Annotated in this window: 13 protein-coding genes; 2 read left to right on the plus strand and 11 right to left on the minus strand. The window is 71.7% G+C overall.

Features of this window, described 5'->3' with window-relative positions:
• Position 1 precedes the first annotated feature (1 nt).
• The 11 genes from ftsW to dinB form a co-directional block, all read right to left on the minus strand.
• Positions 2-1,408, minus strand: a complete 1,407-nt coding sequence (ftsW, locus tag J2W21_RS13370; protein ID WP_307114998.1) for a putative lipid II flippase FtsW — start codon at positions 1,406-1,408, stop codon at positions 2-4.
• A 3-nt stretch (positions 1,409-1,411) separates the two neighbouring features.
• Complete coding sequence (gene murD / locus J2W21_RS13375; protein ID WP_307114999.1) at positions 1,412-2,992, minus strand: UDP-N-acetylmuramoyl-L-alanine--D-glutamate ligase; 1,581 nt, start codon at positions 2,990-2,992, stop codon at positions 1,412-1,414.
• Complete coding sequence (gene mraY, locus J2W21_RS13380) at positions 2,989-4,098, minus strand: phospho-N-acetylmuramoyl-pentapeptide-transferase (protein WP_307115000.1); 1,110 nt, start codon at positions 4,096-4,098, stop codon at positions 2,989-2,991. Before mraY ends, murD begins: the two co-directional genes overlap by 4 nt.
• A 1-nt stretch (position 4,099) precedes the next feature.
• Entirely contained in the window at positions 4,100-5,599 is a 1,500-nt protein-coding gene (locus J2W21_RS13385; protein ID WP_307115001.1) for a UDP-N-acetylmuramoyl-tripeptide--D-alanyl-D-alanine ligase, read from the minus strand.
• A complete protein-coding gene (locus tag J2W21_RS13390) occupies positions 5,596-7,269 on the minus strand; it encodes a UDP-N-acetylmuramoyl-L-alanyl-D-glutamate--2,6-diaminopimelate ligase (protein WP_307115058.1) in 1,674 nt (557 codons plus the stop codon). Before J2W21_RS13390 ends, J2W21_RS13385 begins: the two co-directional genes overlap by 4 nt.
• Before the next feature lie 105 nt (positions 7,270-7,374).
• Positions 7,375-9,231 (minus strand): peptidoglycan D,D-transpeptidase FtsI family protein, encoded by a 1,857-nt coding sequence (locus tag J2W21_RS13395; RefSeq protein WP_307115002.1) that lies wholly within the window; start codon positions 9,229-9,231, stop codon positions 7,375-7,377.
• 85 nt (positions 9,232-9,316) lie between these two features.
• A complete protein-coding gene (locus J2W21_RS13400) occupies positions 9,317-9,961 on the minus strand; it encodes a hypothetical protein (protein ID WP_307115003.1) in 645 nt (214 codons plus the stop codon).
• Positions 9,958-10,959 (minus strand): 16S rRNA (cytosine(1402)-N(4))-methyltransferase RsmH, encoded by a 1,002-nt coding sequence (rsmH, locus tag J2W21_RS13405; RefSeq protein WP_307115004.1) that lies wholly within the window; start codon positions 10,957-10,959, stop codon positions 9,958-9,960. The genes J2W21_RS13400 and rsmH overlap by 4 nt, the downstream gene beginning before the upstream one ends.
• A 159-nt stretch (positions 10,960-11,118) precedes the next feature.
• Positions 11,119-11,550 carry a division/cell wall cluster transcriptional repressor MraZ gene (gene mraZ, locus J2W21_RS13410; RefSeq protein ID WP_307115059.1) on the minus strand — a complete coding sequence of 144 codons (432 nt, stop codon included), beginning with the start codon at positions 11,548-11,550 and terminating at the stop codon, positions 11,119-11,121.
• Between the two features lie 516 nt (positions 11,551-12,066).
• Positions 12,067-12,426 carry a DUF3040 domain-containing protein gene (locus tag J2W21_RS13415; protein WP_307115005.1) on the minus strand — a complete coding sequence of 120 codons (360 nt, stop codon included), beginning with the start codon at positions 12,424-12,426 and terminating at the stop codon, positions 12,067-12,069.
• Positions 12,427-12,640: 214 nt separating this feature from the next.
• A complete protein-coding gene (gene dinB, locus J2W21_RS13420; protein WP_373423110.1) occupies positions 12,641-13,894 on the minus strand; it encodes a DNA polymerase IV in 1,254 nt (417 codons plus the stop codon).
• Positions 13,895-13,981: 87 nt separating this feature from the next.
• On the opposite strand from dinB, the gene J2W21_RS13425 reads away from it, so the two are divergent.
• Both J2W21_RS13425 and J2W21_RS13430 read left to right on the plus strand, forming a co-directional pair.
• On the plus strand, positions 13,982-14,560 hold the full coding sequence (locus tag J2W21_RS13425) for a hypothetical protein (RefSeq protein ID WP_307115006.1): 579 nt from the start codon (positions 13,982-13,984) through the stop codon (positions 14,558-14,560).
• A gap of 20 nt (positions 14,561-14,580) precedes the next feature.
• Positions 14,581-15,690, plus strand: a complete 1,110-nt coding sequence (locus J2W21_RS13430; RefSeq protein WP_307115007.1) for a polyprenyl synthetase family protein — start codon at positions 14,581-14,583, stop codon at positions 15,688-15,690.
• The last annotated feature ends 77 nt before the right edge of the window (positions 15,691-15,767 follow it).

Raw genomic sequence — 15,767 nt, forward strand, 5'->3', positions numbered from 1 at the left:
ACTAGGTGCTGGCCTTCCGCTGGGTGTGGTGCTGCGCCGTACTGCGCGACGGCGTGGGCACTGCTGCCGGGCGCGAGGCGGCCGGCTTCGCCGCGGCCCTGCCGGCCGTGGCAGGGACCTTGGCGGGCTTCACGCCGGGGCGGCGGCCCGCGGAGGCCGCCGGTGCGCGGCCGCCGCCTTGCGCGGCCGTGCGGCGGGGTCGCCGGACCCGCACGGGGCGCATGTCCTCGCGGGCCAGGGACAACACTACGCCGATCGCGCAGAGACAGCTCACGAGGGCCGACCCCCCGGAGGAGATGAACGGCAGCGGCACGCCGATCACCGGGGCGATCCCCGTGACCATCGCCATGTTGATGGCGGCCTGGCCGAGGATCCAGGCCATGATGGTCCCGCCGAGGATCCGTGGGAACAGCTCCTTCTGCCGGGAGACGACGCGGAAGACCGCGACGGCCAGGACGGCGAAGAGGGCGAGGACGAGGAGCGTGCCGAAGAGCCCGAGCTCCTCTCCGAGCACCGCGAAGATGAAGTCGTTGTGCGCCTCGGGGATCCAGCTGTACTTCTGCCGGCTCTGTCCGAGTCCGACGCCGAGCCAGCCGCCCGAGGCGAGCCCCTGCAGGCCGTTCTGCACTTGGTAGCCGAAGTCGCCGCCGTCCGCCTTGCAGAAGTCGGGCTCCTGCCCGACCCAGTTGTAGATGCGGCACATGCGGTTGGGGCTCGTGACGGCGAGGCCGATCGCGCCGACCGCCAGCAGGACGCCGGACGCCACGAAGAGCTTGGTGGGCACCCCGGCGTAGAACAGGGCGGCGACCACCACGAGCAGGATGATCAGCGTGGTGCCGAGGTCGTGGCCCCAGATGACGAGGCCGGCCACGCCGAGGCCCACGGGAGCGACGGGGACGAGGGCGTGGCCCCAGTGGTCGAGCAGGTCCGCCTTCTTGTTCAGGATCGTGGCCATCCAGAGGGCGAGCAGGAGCTTGGCGAACTCCGAGGGCTGGAGGCTGAAGCCGGCGATGTCGATCCAGTTGCGGTTTCCGAGGACGCGCCGGCCGATGAGCTGGACGAGCATGAGCAGCACGATGGTCGCGCCGATCCCCGGCCAGGCGAGCCGTTTGAGCCACCGCACGTTGATGCGCGAGAGGACGAACATCCCGACGAGGCCCACGAGGCCGAACAGGGCCTGCTTCAGGGCCGCGGTGTAGGGGCTCTCCCCCGCGGCGATGCTCTCGACGCTCGAGGCCGAGAGCACCATCATGATGCCGATCGCCGTCAGCGCGAGGGTGGCGCCGAGGATGAGGAAGTAGCTGGTGCCGCTGCTGGCCGAGTCCGGCCGCGCGATCCGCCGCCAGAGGGCGAGCGGTGCTCGCAGGAACCGTGCGGGGGTCCGCTGCTCCTGGGCTGGGCTCGCCATCTGCTACTCCTCGGTCGTCTCTCCCCGGTCCCTGCCGGATCCGGCCGCTTCCCGGGCGAGCAAGTGCACCGCCTCGACGAAGGCCGTCCCGCGATGGGCGTACGAGTCGAACTGGTCCATGGATGCCGCGGCGGGCGCCATGAGGACGGTGTCCCCCGGCTCCGAATGCTCGGCGGCGAGCCGGACGGCCGAGGCCATCACATCGCTCCCCGTCGGGGCGGCTCCGGCGGACTGGTCCCCACCAGTCTGGCCCGGTTCGACGCGGTACACGGGGACATTCTGTGCGTGTCGCGCGAGCGCCCCAGCGAGCTCTGAGCTGTCCTGCCCAATCAGCACGACCGCGCGGAGCCGCGGCGCCTGCTCGGCGACGAGCTGGTCGTACGCCACGCCCTTGGCCAGGCCGCCGGCGATCCAGACGACGTGCTCGAACGCGGACAGCGAGGCCGCCGCCGCGTGCGGATTGGTGGCCTTGGAGTCGTTGATCCAGGCCACGCCGCCGATGTCCGCGACGGGCTGGATCCGGTGGTCGCCGGGCAGGTAGGCCTGCAGGCCCGCCTTCACGGCGGCGGGCTCGACGCCGTACGCGCGCACGAGCGCCGCGGCGGCGAGCGCGTTGGCCACCATGTGCCTGGGGGCGACGGGCCCGAGGTCCATGAGCGAGCCCAGTTCGGCGGCGTGGTCGCGGCGGTCCTCGATGAAGGCCCGGTCGACGAGGAGGCCCTCGACGACGCCGAGCATGCTCACGGAGGGCGTGCGCGTCGTGAAGCCGATCGCGCGGCAGCCCTCGACGACGTCGGCCTCCTCGACCATGCGCTCGGTCTCGATCTGCTCCGCGTTGTAGATGCAGGCCTTCTGCGTGTTCTCGTAGACCTTCGCCTTGTCGGCGAGGTAGGCCTCGTAGGAGCCGTGCCAGTCGACGTGGTCCTCGGCTACGTTCAGGACCACCGAGGCCACGGGAGAGAGGGAGCTCGCCCAGTGCAGCTGGAAGCTCGAGAGCTCGACGGCGAAGACGTCGTACTCGACCGGCTCCCGGAGGGCGTCCAGGATCGGCGTGCCGACGTTGCCGACGGCGACGGCTGTCAGCCCGGCCGCGCGCAGCATCGACTCCGTCATGCCGACCGTGGTCGTCTTGCCGTTCGTCCCGGTGATCGCGAGCCAGTCGGCCGTCTTCTTGCCGCGCCGGGTCCGCACGCGCCAGGCGAGCTCGACGTCGCCCCAGACGGGGATGTCCCTGCGCTCGGCCTCGGCGAGCATCGCTTGGTCAGGCCGCCACCCCGGCGACGTCACGACGAGCTCGGGCCACTCGCCGTCGACCTTCGGAAGGCGTGCCACCGCGTCCGGCCCGAGGAGGACGTCCTCGGCACCGACGATCCGCAGCGTGTCCGCCTGGGCCTCCGCCCGCTCCGTGACGGAGGCGTCGACGACGACGACGCGCGCCCCGAGCTCGATGAGGGTGTCCGCGGCGGCGAAGCCCGAGACGCCGATGCCGGCCACGACGACGCGCAGCCCCGACCAGTCGGCGTCCCACGAGGTGAGGGATGCGAGCCGCTGTGCGGCAGGGGTCGATTCCGAGAACGATTTCACAGTCCAGCCACCCACTCTGCGTAGAAGACGGCCAGGCCTCCTGCGACGCAGAGCCCGGCGAGGATCCAGAACCGCACCACCACGGTCACCTCGGCCCAGCCCTTGAGCTCGAAGTGGTGCTGCAGCGGCGCCATCTTGAACAGCCGCTTGCCCTTGGTGGCCTTGAAGTAGCCCACCTGCAGGATGACCGAGAGCGTGATGAGCATGAACAGTCCGCCGATGATGATGAGCAGGAGCTCGGTGCGGGAGAGGATCGCGAAGCCGGCGACGGCCGCGCCGATCGCGAGCGATCCCGTGTCCCCCATGAAGATCTTGGCCGGCGACGTGTTCCACCAGAGGAATCCGACGAGGGCCGCGCTCATGATGGCGGCCAGCAGCGCGAGGTCGAGCGGGTCCCGGGTCTCGTAGCACACAGACCCGATCACGCGGGCCGAGCCGCAGGCCTGGTTGCTCTGCCAGATCCCGATGATCGTGTAGGCGCCGAACACCATGATCGAGGCACCCGCGGCGAGCCCGTCGAGGCCGTCGGTCAGGTTCACTCCGTTGCTGGCGGCCGTGACGATCAGGTTGGACCAGATCACGAACAGGATCGCCCCCAGGACGGTGCCGCCGAAGGCCAGGTCCAGCCACGGGATGTCCCGCAGGAACGAGATGTGCGTCGAGCCCGGGGTCAGGCCCCGGTGGTCCGGGAACTGCAGGACCAGCAGGGAGAACGCGATGCCCACGAGGCCCTGCCCGATGAGCTTGGCGCGGGCGCTGAGGCCGAGGCTGCGCTGCTTGGTGATCTTGATGAAGTCGTCGAGGAACCCGACGAGGCCCATGCCGACCATGAGGAACAGCAGCAGCGCAGCCGAGACCGTGGGGCTCGTGGCCGCCGGGTTCATGAGCCACGTGATCAGGTGGGTGAGGTAGTACGCCACGACCGAGGCGAGCACGAACACCGCGCCGCCCATGGTCGGGGTGCCGCGCTTGGTGTGGTGGGTGGTGGGGCCGTCGTCCCGGATGAACTGGCCGTACCCCCGCCGCACGAGCAGACGGATGAAGAGCGGGGTCCCCACGAGCCCGAAGAGCAGGGCGAGGCCGCCGCCGATCAGCAGTGCGATCACGTCAGCTCCGTTCCTGGATGTCCGCGGCGGCCTGCTGCTGCGGCAATGCTATCCGATCGCCCAGGGCGCCCAGGCCGACGCCGTTGGAGGACTTCACGAGGACGAGGTCGCCGGGGGCGAGCTCCTCCTCGAGCAGCGCGTAGGCGGCGTCGGCGTCCTCGACGAAGCTCGTCTCGTTGCCCCACGAGCCCTCGTTCACGGCCGAGACGTACAGCGGGCGGGCCTCGCGGCCGACCACGACGAGCCTGTCGATGTTCAGGCGCACGACGAGGGTGCCGACGGCGGTGTGCGCGGCGATCGACTCGTCTCCCAGTTCGAGCATGGCGCCCAGGACGGCCCACGTGCGCCGGCCCCGGCCGAGATCGGCGAGCGTCTGCAGCGCCGCGCGCATCGACTCGGGGTTGGCGTTGTAGGCATCGTTGATGACGGTCACGCCGTCCGCGCGCTCGGTGCGCTGCATGCGCCAGCGGCTCCCCGGACCCTGCGCCGAGAGGGACTCGGCGATCTGGGCGAGGGGGACGCCGGCAGCGTGGGCCGCCGCGGCGGCCGCGAGCAGGTTCCCCGTGTGGTGGGCGCCGATGAGGCGGCTGGCCACGTGGACGGGCGCCTGGGCGCCCACCGAGAGCTCGAACACCGGGGAGCCGCCGGCGTCGACCGACGCGCCGTGGGCGGCGACCACGGTCCCGCGCTCGGCGTAGGCGCCCGCAGCCTCGGGGTGGGCGGTGAAGAAGACCGGCTTCGCCCGGGTCCGGGATTCCATGGCCCGCACGCGCGGATCGTCGAGGTTGATGACGGCGGCGCCCTCGGGCGCGAGCGCCTCGAGCATCTCGCCCTTGGCCTTCGCGATGTTCTCGACGCCGCCGAACTCTCCGGCGTGGGCCGTCCCGACGATCAGCACCACCCCGATGTCGGGGCGGACCATCTGGGCGAGGTAGCGGATGTGGCCGATGCCGGTGGCGCCCATCTCGACCACGAGGTAGCGGGTGGTGAAGTCGGCACGGAAGACGGTGAGCGGCACGCCCACCTCGCCGTTGTAGGAGCCCTGCGGGGCCACGGTCGCGGCGGCCGTCGCCGAGCCGGCGGCGGTCGAACGGAAGATCCCGGCGAGCAGGTCCTTCGTCGTGGTCTTGCCGGCCGAGCCGGTGATCCCGACGACGGTGAACTCCTCGCCGCGCTCTGCGCGCACGGCGCGGATCCGGGCCACGGCTGCGGCGGCCAGGGCGCCCATGGCGAGCACCGCGTCGGGCACGACGACGCACGGGTAGAGGGCCCCGGCGTCGTCGGCGACCTCGCGCTCGCACAGCGCCAGGGTGGCGCCGGCGCGGAAGGCCGCGCCGACGAAGGCATGCCCGTCGGCGTGCTCGCCGGGCTTGGCCACGTAGAGGGAGCCGGGGCCGGCCTCCCGGGAGTCGGTCACGACCGTGGTGGGGACGATGGCAGGGTCTGCGAGGAGGCGCCCGCCCGTGATCTCGGCGATCTGCGCCGCTGTGAACTCAATCATTGCGCATCGGACTCTAGTGCGTCGGTGCCCGCAGAGGGGAATCCCGGGCCGGCCGGGGCCACCGGGCGGCCGTGCTCGGCGAGTGCCGCGCGCAGCTCGAGCCGGTCGTCGAGGGCGACGTTCACTCCCTTGACCTCCTGGTAGGCCTCGTGCCCGCGCCCGGCGACGAGGATCACATCGTCCTCCCCCGCCAGCGAGACGGCATGGCGGATGGCCTCGGCGCGCGGGGCGACCTCGTCGATGCGGCGCCCGAGGCCGTGCCCGGCGTCCTCCGCGCGCGCCCCGGCGAGCACGTCGGCCCGGATGGCTGCGGCGTCCTCGTCGTGCGGGTCGTCGTCGGTGACGACGACGACCTCGGCGCCGCGCGCGGCGACCGCGCCCATGATGGGGCGCTTGCCCTGGTCCCGCTGGCCGGTGGCGCCGAACACGACGATGAGGCGGCCTGCGCCCGCTGGGCGGACCGCGTCGAGGGCGCGCTCGAGGGCGTCGGGATTGTGCGCGAAGTCCACGACGGCGGCGGGGGCGGTGCCGATGAGCTGCATGCGCCCCGGCACTTCCACGGTGAAGGGGTCGGTGTCAAGGGCGCGCTGCAGCTCCTCGGCTGAGGCGCCCGCGGCGAGGACGAGCAACGTGGCCAGCGCGGCGTTGGCCACGTTGAAGCCGCCGGGAAGGCCCGAGCGAACGCGCAGCGCCGTGCCGTCGGCGTGGCGCAGCTCGAACGCAGTGCCCACCCCGGACCGCCGGGGATCCGCGACGGTCCAGTCCGCGGTGTCGGACCCGTCCGCGCCGCCGGCCTCGGTGCGCAGGGTGGTGACCGGGATCGGCGCCTCGGCCGCGAGGCGGCGCCCCCACACGTCGTCGACCGTCACGACTGCGCGGGCGGCCCGCTCCGGGGTGAAGAGCCGTGCCTTCGCCGCGTAGTAGTCCTCCATCGTGCCGTGGAGGTCGAGGTGGTCCTGCGTGAGGTTGGTGAAGCCGACGGCGTCGTAGCGGACCCCGTCGACGCGGCCGAACTCGATCGCGTGCGAGGAGACCTCCATGGAGGCGGCGCTCACGCCCTTCTCGCGCATGACTGCCAGGATCGCGTGGACCTCCGGCGACTCGGGCGTCGTGAGGCGGCTCGGGATCGGCTCTCCCCCGGCCGAGATCTCGATTGTCCCGATGAGCCCGGTGCGGTGGCCGAGGGCGCGCAGCAGGGCGTTGGCGAAGTACGTCGTGGTCGTCTTGCCGTTGGTGCCGGTAACGCCGAGCAGGGTCAGGCCCGCACCGCGGCCCGTGCCGTAGACGAGCGCCGCCGCGGCGCCCACGGCCGCGCGGGGGGCGTCCAGGACGAGGATGGGAACCTCGACCGACGTCTCCGAGAGCGCGAGCTGCTGCGCGCCGTCGGGGTCGGTGACGATGGCCACCGCGCCGGCGTCCACCACCTGGCGGGCGAAGTCGGCCCCGTGGCGCGTGGCGCCGGGCAGCGCGAAGTAGAGGTCGCCGGGGAGCACCGCTCGCGAGTCGAGGGTCACCCCGGTCACGGCAGGGCCGTCCTCGAGCCCCTCCTGCGGGAGGCCGAGGAGCGCCGCGATCTCGGCCAGCGGCACCGGGTCGACGTGTGCCGGGCGTATGGCCGGCTGCCTGTCCTGCTCTGTGCCCCCCGGGGAGGCACTCCTGCCCGTGGGCATGGGCTGCTCGCTCACGTTCACCTTCATCGATCGGGGTTCCAACTCTATAACGCCGGTTCCGGGCGCCGCCGTGGGGGGCGCCCGGAGTGGGCCATCGTCACGTGCTCACTTGGCGTACTGGGGCAGCTTGGCGGGGGTCCCGGTGGACGGCGGAACGCCGTACTTGTGGAGGGTCTGGCTCATGACGGAGCGGAACACGTCCGCGTTGCCGATGCCGAAGATGTCGCCCTTGGGCCGCTGGATCACGACGGCGACGATGTAGCGCGGGTCCTCCATCGGCGCCATGCCGATCAGCGAGGACGTCACGCCGTCGTACCCGGGGACCCCGTCCTCCCGGGGGGCCTCCGAGGTACCGGTCTTGGCGCCGACGCGGTAGCCGTCGATGGCCGCGGGCTTGACCTCGCCCTCGGTCACGTCGCTCTCGAGCATCTGCTGGACCTGCTGGGCAGTGGCCTTGCTGACCACCTGCGTCGGCGGGGACGTCTGCGGCGAGCTCGTGTGCCCGTTCTGGTCGACGTAGGCGTCGATGAGGCGCGGCTGGACCATGACGCCGTCATTGGCGATCGCCTGGTACGCGCGTACGGTCTGGAGCGTGGACTGGGTCACGCCCTGTCCGAAGAGGACCGTGTACTGCTGGCGGCCGTCCCACTCCTGCGGGGTGTGCAGGACCCCCAGCGCCTGCCCGGGAAGGCCGATATCCACCGGCTGGCCGATGCCGAACTTCGTGAACCAGTCGTAGCGCTGTTGCGGCGAGAGCGCCTTGCCCGCCATGACCGTCCCCGTGTTCATCGAGTAGCCGAGGATGCCCGCGAGCGTGCGCTGCTCGGTGCCGTGTGTGAAGGCATCGGCGAACGTCTGGCCGTCGACGGTGTAGGTGGGCGGGATCGTGTACTGCGAGAGGGGATTGGCCTTGCCCTCCTGGATGAGGGCCGCCATGGTGATCGTCTTCTCGACCGACCCAGGCTCGTAGGCGGCGGTGACGGCGCGCGCGCCGCGGTCCTTCGCGGCGGTCTTGCCCGGGTCGTTGGGGTCGACCGAGTTCGAATCGGCCATGGCGAGGATGTTGCCGCTCTTGGCGTCCATGACGATCGCGATGCCCCACTCGGCGCTGTACTTGTCCGTCTGCGTCTGGATGGCCTGCTGGGTGAAGTACTGCAGGTCCGAGTCGATCGTGAGCTTGACCGTCTTGCCGTCCTGCGCCGGCGTGAGCTTGTCGGTGGCGACCGGGATCCGGAGGCCGTCGGCCCCGATCTCGTACTCGCGGGAGCCGTCCTGGCCCTTGAGCACGCTGTCCTGGGTCTGCTCGAGGCCTGCGAGGGCGGTGCCGTCCGAGCCCACGAATCCGACGAGGTTGCCCCCAACGGCACCGTTCGGGTAGACGCGCTGGGTCACGCCCTCCGACAGGATGCCGGGGAAGCCGATGGCCATCACGCGCGCCTCGGTGTCCGGGGTCACGTCGCGCGCGACGTAGTTGAAGGGCTTGTCCCCGGTGATGGCGGCGGCCACGTCCGCGGCAGGCCTGCCCACGGCGTCTGCGAGCTGCTGGATCGCCTGGTCCCGGGTGATCGTGACGATCTTCTTGGTGCCGTCCCCCGCGTCGACGCGCTGCTCGAGCTCCGTGAAGTCCTTCGAGGAGGCGATGCGCTGGTCGACCGTGATGTTGTAGCGGACCACGCTCGAGGCCAGGACGGTTCCCTTGGAGTCGACGATCTGGCCGCGTTCGGCGGGGAGCACCGTCTTCTGGAGCCTCTTGCTCAGGGCCGCCTCCGCCAGGCCGCCCACGTCCATGCCCTGGACGAGCACGAGCCGGCCCCCGATGAGCAGGAGCAGGGCGAGCATGGCCGCGAGGCCGAGGCGGAGGCGGCTGGTGGCCCGGCGTGCGCGCCGGAGCGGGCCCTCGTCCGGTGTGCGCGGGCCGCCTCGCGCCTGCCTGCCCTGTGTGTCGGTGCTCTTCGCTGCCACGTGTGTCCCTACGCTTCCCGATCTCCCTGCTGCTGCGCTCGGCCGCACCGCGCCGCGCTGGCGTCAGGCCGGTGGGCCGCGGGGGCTACTGGCCCGGCGTCTTCTGCGCGGGAGCCGGGATGGACCCGCCGTGGAGGTCGGCCTTCGCGGCGGGCCTGTCCGCTGGCTTGGCGGCCGGAGCGGTCGAGGCCGTGGTGGCCGCGGCCCCGGGCGCGAGTGCGTCCTTGGTCGTCGCTGCCGGCGCGGCGGAGAGCTGGCCGGGAACGGCGGGCGTCGCGATCGTGGCACCCTGGGAGGCACCCTTCTCCGCCGCCTTGGCGTTGCCGGTCACCGCGAGCGTCTTCACGTCGATCTGGCCGTTGGACGTCGAGGCGACCATTCCATATTGTGCCGCCCGCGCAGCAAGATTCTGGGGAGCCTGGAAGTTCTGGACCTGCTGTGTCAGTTCCTGGTTCTGCTTCTGGAGGCCCAGCTGGTCATTGCGCAGCTGCACGAGCTGGTACTGCCCGGTCGAGACGGACACGTTGAGCACGAGCACGGCGAGGAGCGCCGCGGCGAGGACGCCGAGGCAGAAGATGGCGAACGGAGCACGACGGCGCGCGGGCGCCGTGCGGACGACCGACAGCGGTGCCCGGCGCGGAGCAGCGGACGGGGCATCCCGCCGGGGTGCCGCCGTCGTGAGGGCGGACGTCCCGGCCACCGCCGCCTTCCGCTGTGCTGCTGCGCTCATACTCCACTCCTTGCCCTGATGCGTTCGGCCGCGCGGAGGCGAGCCGAGGCGGCGCGGGGGTTCTCCGCGATCTCGGCTTCCGTCGGCACTTCTGTTCCTTTGGTGATGATCTTCAGTTCGGGGCGGTGCTCCTCGAGCTCCACGGGGAAGCCGGGGGGCGCCGTCGACCGGCTCCGGGACTGGAGTGCGGCCTTGACGATGCGGTCCTCGAGCGAGTGGTAGCTCATGACCACGATCCGGCCGCCGAGGGTAAGGGTGCCGATGGCGGCCGGGACGGCCCTCTCGAGCACGTCGAGCTCCTCGTTGACCTCGATCCGCAGCGCCTGGAATGTGCGCTTGGCGGGGTGGCCGCCGGTCCGCGCGGCCGCCGCGGGGACCACCGCACGGATGGCCTCGACGAGCTGGCCGGTGGTGGTGAACGGCTGCTTCTGGCGCTCGGCGACGATGTTCTTCGCGATCCGGCCCGCGAACTTCTCCTCGCCCCACGCGCGGATGATCCGGGTGAGGTCCTCGACGCTGTAGGTGTTGACCACGTCCGCCGCCGTCAGGCCGCGGCTCGTGTCCATGCGCATATCGAGCGGGGCGTCGTAGGAGTAGGCGAATCCGCGCTCGCGCTCGTCGAGCTGCATCGAGGAGACGCCGAGGTCCATGAGCACGCCGTCGGCGCCGGGCAGGCCGAGTTCTTCGAGCACCTCGGGGATCTCGTCGTAGACGGCGTGCACGAGCGTGGCCCGCTCCCCGAACGGGGCAAGGCGGGCGCCGGCGAGGGCGAGGGCCTGCTCGTCCCGGTCGATTCCCACCAGCGTCGCCGTCGGGAAGCGGGTCAGGATCGCCTCGCTGTGGCCGCCCATGCCGAGGGTCGCGTCGACCACCACGGGGGTGCGTCCCGCGGCGATGGCCGCCTCGACACCGCCGGACAGCAGGTTGACGCAGCGCTCGAGCAGCACGGGGACGTGGCGGTCGGATGTCGGCCGGTCCTGCTGGTCGTCGTTCGGCATGGTCCACTCCTCCCGTGCGCATGCATCTGGTGTGGAGCGGATGCTCCGGGGTGCCCGGCTGGTCCAGATCCCCCTCCGCGCCGGTCGGTCGCCTGGCTCCGGGGAAGGTGAGCCAGGAAACCTTGCGGGGCGGCTGGAGATCTCGGCCAGCCAGCGGGATCAGACGATCCCTGGTATCGCGTCGTCGTCAGTCTCCGAGAAGGCGGATTCCTTCTCGGACAGGTAGTCCTCCCACGCCTGGGCGTCCCAGATCTCCGCCCGGGTCCCCACGCCGATCACGGCCAGGTCCCGGTCCAGGCCTGCGTACTTGCGCAGGTTCTGGGGGATCGTCACGCGCCCCTGCTTGTCGGGCACCTCGTCGGAGGCCCCAGACAGAAAGACCCGGAGATAGTCACGCGACTGACGCGAGGAGATAGGGGCTTCCCGCATCTGCTCGTGGACCCTCTCGAATTCCTTCTGGCTGAAGACGTAGATGCAGCGCTCCTGGCCCCGGGTCAGAACCAGCCCCTCGGCCAGTTCGTCTCGGTACTTCGCCGGGAGGATGAGTCGCCCCTTCTCGTCCAGACGCGGCGAATAGGTACCGAGCAACACCGGCACCACCACCTGTCTGTGCGAGGCTGAACGTCCCTATCCGCCACTTCCCTCCAACATCCCCCACTTTACTCCACAGTCCTCCCCCGTCAATGCGACACGGCCCGCATGTCGCACCATCTGTACAAGGAACTCCCCCGGATTCATGCGGATCTCCGCGGTGGAGGCGAGGTGGAGGGAAAGGGCGGGACGGTGGAGCCCTGGGGCGCAGGCGGGGGCACGACGGCGGACGCTCGCCCTACGCCGTGCGGGCGTGGCCGCGCTTGTGGGCACGACGGGGAGGGAAGTGGAGGACGGGGAGAGAAGTGGAGGACGGGGAGCAGGGTGGAGGACGGGGAGCGAGGTGGAGGACCGGGAGGTCAGCGGAGCAAGCGCGCGTGCGGGCGCCCCAGGACACGACTGTGCCCCGGAACCGAAACGGTTCCGGGGCACAGTCAGGCCGTCAGGCGGTGCGTGGCGCTGGAGTCGCTGAGGCGCCTCGGCGAGGGGCCCGGCGCGCGGGCCGGGCGGGACGGATCAGCCTTCGTCCCTGCGCCGTTCTTCCCACTGGGCTTCGAGCTTGCGGAGGAACCCGCTGCTCGTCCGCTTCGAGCCGCCTGAGCGGAGGCGCCGGCCGGGCCGCCTGAGCGTGCCGTAGTAGACGCTCGCGCCCATGAGGAGGAAGCCGAGGACCCCCACGAAGATGTTCTGGATGCTCACTCCGACCAGGAGGACGAGGATGCCCGCGATGACGCCGAGGACCCCGAGCACAATGTGCTTGGTCGAGAACGTCTTGAGGGCATCGGCGCCCATGGAATCGGCGAACTTGGGGTCCTCTTCGTGGAGCTGCTTCTCAAGCTGCTCCAGCATCTTCTGTTCGTGCTCCGAGAGAGGCATGGCGACTCCTTCACGCATGCAGATGATGGACGGCCTCCATCATCTGCACCAACGCATTGAACCAGCCGCGGGTTCCCCTGACCGACGAGCCGCTGCGACCCGACCCCAGATGGACTTCCCAGCCGACTCAGTGCACCCAATATTTCGAGGTTCCTTAAGGATATGACGTCCGGGTAGGTTCCAAAAGGGACGCCCGGAGCGTCGCGGGTGCCGCTCACTCGCGCGGCGTCCGCCCGTCCCGCTGGGGGCCCGGACGTCGCTCCCCGAGGAGGCGTGCGGGCTGGACCATGCCGGAGCCGAACCGTTCCGAGACTCGGTCGAGGGCCTCCTCGGCGGTGCGCCAGTTGTCCTCGGTGCGGTCGAGGCTGAGCTGGCGCGGCGCGCCGGCCGACCGCGAGAGCCGCTCTCCCCGCAGGCCGATGAGCCGGACCGGCAGCGGGCGCGGCCCGAGGGCCGCCAGGAGCTGGCGCCCCGCGCTGTAGAGGTGCTGGGCGCTGTCGGTCGGCACCGTGAGGGTGTGCGACCGCGCGAGCGTCGAGAAGTCCGAGTACCGGAGCTTGAGCGCCACCGTGCCGGCGGCGACCCCCTGGCCCCTGAGGCGTCCGGCGACGCGGTGGGCGAGCCGCAGGAGCTCGGCGTGCAGCATGGCGTCGTCCGCGACGTCCACGGCGAAGGTCTCCTCCGCGCCGATGCTCTTCTCCTCACGGGTGGGCGTCACGACCCGTTCGTCGATGCCCCAGCTCAGGCGCTTGGCGTGCAGGCCGGTGGCGCCCAGCGAGCGCCTCAGCGTCGAGTCGGGCGTCTGCGCGAGGTCGCCGACGGTGTGGATCCCGAGACGGCCGAGGACCTCCTGCGTCTTGCCGCCGATTCCCCACAGGGCCCCCACCGGCAAGGAGTGCAGGAACGGCACCGTGTCCTCCGGGCGGACCACGAGCAGGCCGTCCGGCTTGGACCGGGTGGAGGCGATCTTGGCCACGAACTTCGTCGAGGCGACCCCGACCGACGCCGTGATGCCGAGTTCGGACCGGATGCGGGACTTGATCTGGGCCGCGATCTGCTCGGGCGATGCCCCCAGGCGCCGCACGGCTCCGGAGACGTCGAGGAAGGCCTCGTCGACGCTCAGCGGTTCGACGAGGTCAGTGAAGTCGGCGAAGAGCCGCATGAGCTGCCTGGACACCTCGTAGTAGAGGTGGTGCCGCGGCTCGACCACGATGGCGTCGGGGCAGCGCCGCAGCGCGATGAGCATCGGCATCGCACTGCTGATGCCGAAGGCGCGCGCCTCGTAGCTGGCGGACAGGACCACGGAGCGCTCGGCCGGGAATCCGACGATGACGCGGCGCCCGCGCAGTTCGGGCTGTTCGCGCTGCTCGACGGCGACGAAGAAGGCGTCCATGTCGACGTGCAGGATGCCACGGCGCCGCATCTGGCCCAGCGTCTCCCCGCCGGGGGCATCACCGTCCGTTCCCACCCGTCCATCGTAGGCGGGAGGGGCACCGCGCCGGCCCACTAGACTGGGCGGGACCTTGCAGCAAGAACGAAAGGCAACACCAGGCGCATGGCGAACATCACCGGGAGGATCCGACGGCTCGCAGGGGCCACCGTGCTCATGGCCACCGCATTCGCGGTGGCCGGCTGCGGGGGCCAGACAGGGAGCGCGGCGCAGAGCCCGGCTCCCGCGAGCTCAGCTGCCGCCACTGCCTCGCCGTCGCCGTCCTCGACGGTGAGCGGGCGCGCGTCCGCGTCGGCCTCGGCGGCGAACGCCACGGTGAGCGCCATCGCGCCGGGCTTCCCGTCGCAGACGCTTCCGCTCATGCCGGGCGCCACGGCGCTCGCGACGAGCTTCGACGCCTCGGCGTCACCCGCCGTCGCCTCCCTGGTTGCGGGCAGCAGCACGTCCTCGGCCTCCGAGATGCTGGACTATTACACGAAGACCCTCACCGGCGAGGGGTTCACCGCCGTTCCGGCCGCCAGCGCCTCGTCCAGCACCTCAGCATCGATGGCGGCGGCGGGGACCCTCGTGCGCGACTTCGTGCGCTCGAACGGCTCGGAGACGGCCACCGTCACCGTCGTCACCGCGAACAAGCAGGCGGTCGCGACCGTGGGCGTCTCCGTGGCGCCCTCGTCGCTGAAGTAGGCAGCGGAGAAGGGGACACGGTGAACGAGCAGCGAGCGGGTGCCGCCGCGGGAGTCGAGGCGGAGCAGGCCCGCTACCGGGAGGCCCTCGAGGCCGAGCTGCGCTCCTTCCTCGACCGCCAGCGGTCGGTGATGGCCGGGGTCTCCGCGGACGTCGATGCGCTCATGGACGCGATCTCCGGCCTGGTCTCGGGCGGCAAGCGCCTGCGGGCGCTGCTCGGCTACTGGGGGTGGCGCGGCGCCGGCGGGGCGGAGCTGGCCGGCGAGCCGGTGCGGGCGGGCGCCGCCCTCGAGCTCTTCCAGGCTGCTGCTCTGATCCACGACGACATCATCGACCGTTCGGCCACCCGCCGCGGTGCTCCGAGCGTGCACGAGCGGTTCACGGCGCTGCACGCCAGGTCCGGATGGGCGCTCGATGCGACCCGCTTCGGCCATGCTGCCGCCATCCTCACCGGCGACCTGTGCCTGTCCTTCAGCGAGGAGGCCTTCACCGCCGTCGGGCCGGCCGCGGGGATCGGCACCGCTGGCCGCCGCATCTTCAACACGATGAGGGCCGAGGTCATGGCCGGGCAGTACCTGGACATCCTCGAGGAGGTAGCCGGCCCCTCGCGCCCGCGGACAGAGGCCGTGGCCAGGGCAGGCACGGTGATCAGGTACAAGTCGGCGAAGTACTCCACCGAGCACCCGCTCGGCATCGGAGGCGCGCTCGCCGGAGCGGACGATGCCCTGCTGGCGGCGTACTCCGCCTTCTCGCTCCCGCTCGGCGAGGCGTTCCAGCTCCGCGACGACGTGCTCGGGGTGTTCGGGGATCCGCGCAGCACGGGCAAGCCCGCCGGGGACGACCTGCGCGAGGGAAAGCGGACGATGCTCGTGGCGCTCGCACTCGACGCGGCCGACGGCGCCGCGGCGGCAGAGCTCGAACGCGGCCTCGGTCGGGGCGACCTCGACCTCGACGAGGTCGGCAGGCTGCGGGACATCATCAGTTCCGCCGGGGCCCTCGAGGCCACGGAGCGGCTCATCGGCGCCCTGGCCGAGACGGCGTTCGGTGCGCTCGCGCGGCTCGACGTGGATCCCGTGGTCCGCACTGCCCTCGAGGCGCTCGGGCGGGCCGCGGTGCAGCGGGCTTCCTGAGGGACGCGTCAGGCCCCGGGCCCGCTCCGCCCGCGCGGAGAGGACCGGGGCCTGAACCCAGACAGGACGCCGAGGGG

It is taken from the genome of Sinomonas atrocyanea, from assembly GCF_030811715.1.
Taxonomy (GTDB): Bacteria; Actinomycetota; Actinomycetes; order Actinomycetales; family Micrococcaceae; genus Sinomonas; species Sinomonas atrocyanea_A.

What these genes read in the sequence shown, in the direction of transcription:
- J2W21_RS13425 (WP_307115006.1), top strand. Translation starts at nt 13,982, where the DNA reads ATGGCGAACATCACCGGGAGGATCCGACGGCTCGCAGGGGCCACCGTG.
- rsmH (WP_307115004.1), bottom strand. Translation starts at nt 10,959, where the DNA reads ATGCCGAACGACGACCAGCAGGACCGGCCGACATCCGACCGCCACGTC.
- J2W21_RS13385 (WP_307115001.1), bottom strand. Translation starts at nt 5,599, where the DNA reads ATGATTGAGTTCACAGCGGCGCAGATCGCCGAGATCACGGGCGGGCGC.
- J2W21_RS13415 (WP_307115005.1), bottom strand. Translation starts at nt 12,426, where the DNA reads ATGCCTCTCTCGGAGCACGAACAGAAGATGCTGGAGCAGCTTGAGAAG.
- J2W21_RS13390 (WP_307115058.1), bottom strand. Translation starts at nt 7,269, where the DNA reads ATGCCCACGGGCAGGAGTGCCTCCCCGGGGGGCACAGAGCAGGACAGG.
- ftsW (WP_307114998.1), bottom strand. Translation starts at nt 1,408, where the DNA reads ATGGCGAGCCCAGCCCAGGAGCAGCGGACCCCCGCACGGTTCCTGCGA.
- J2W21_RS13400 (WP_307115003.1), bottom strand. Translation starts at nt 9,961, where the DNA reads ATGAGCGCAGCAGCACAGCGGAAGGCGGCGGTGGCCGGGACGTCCGCC.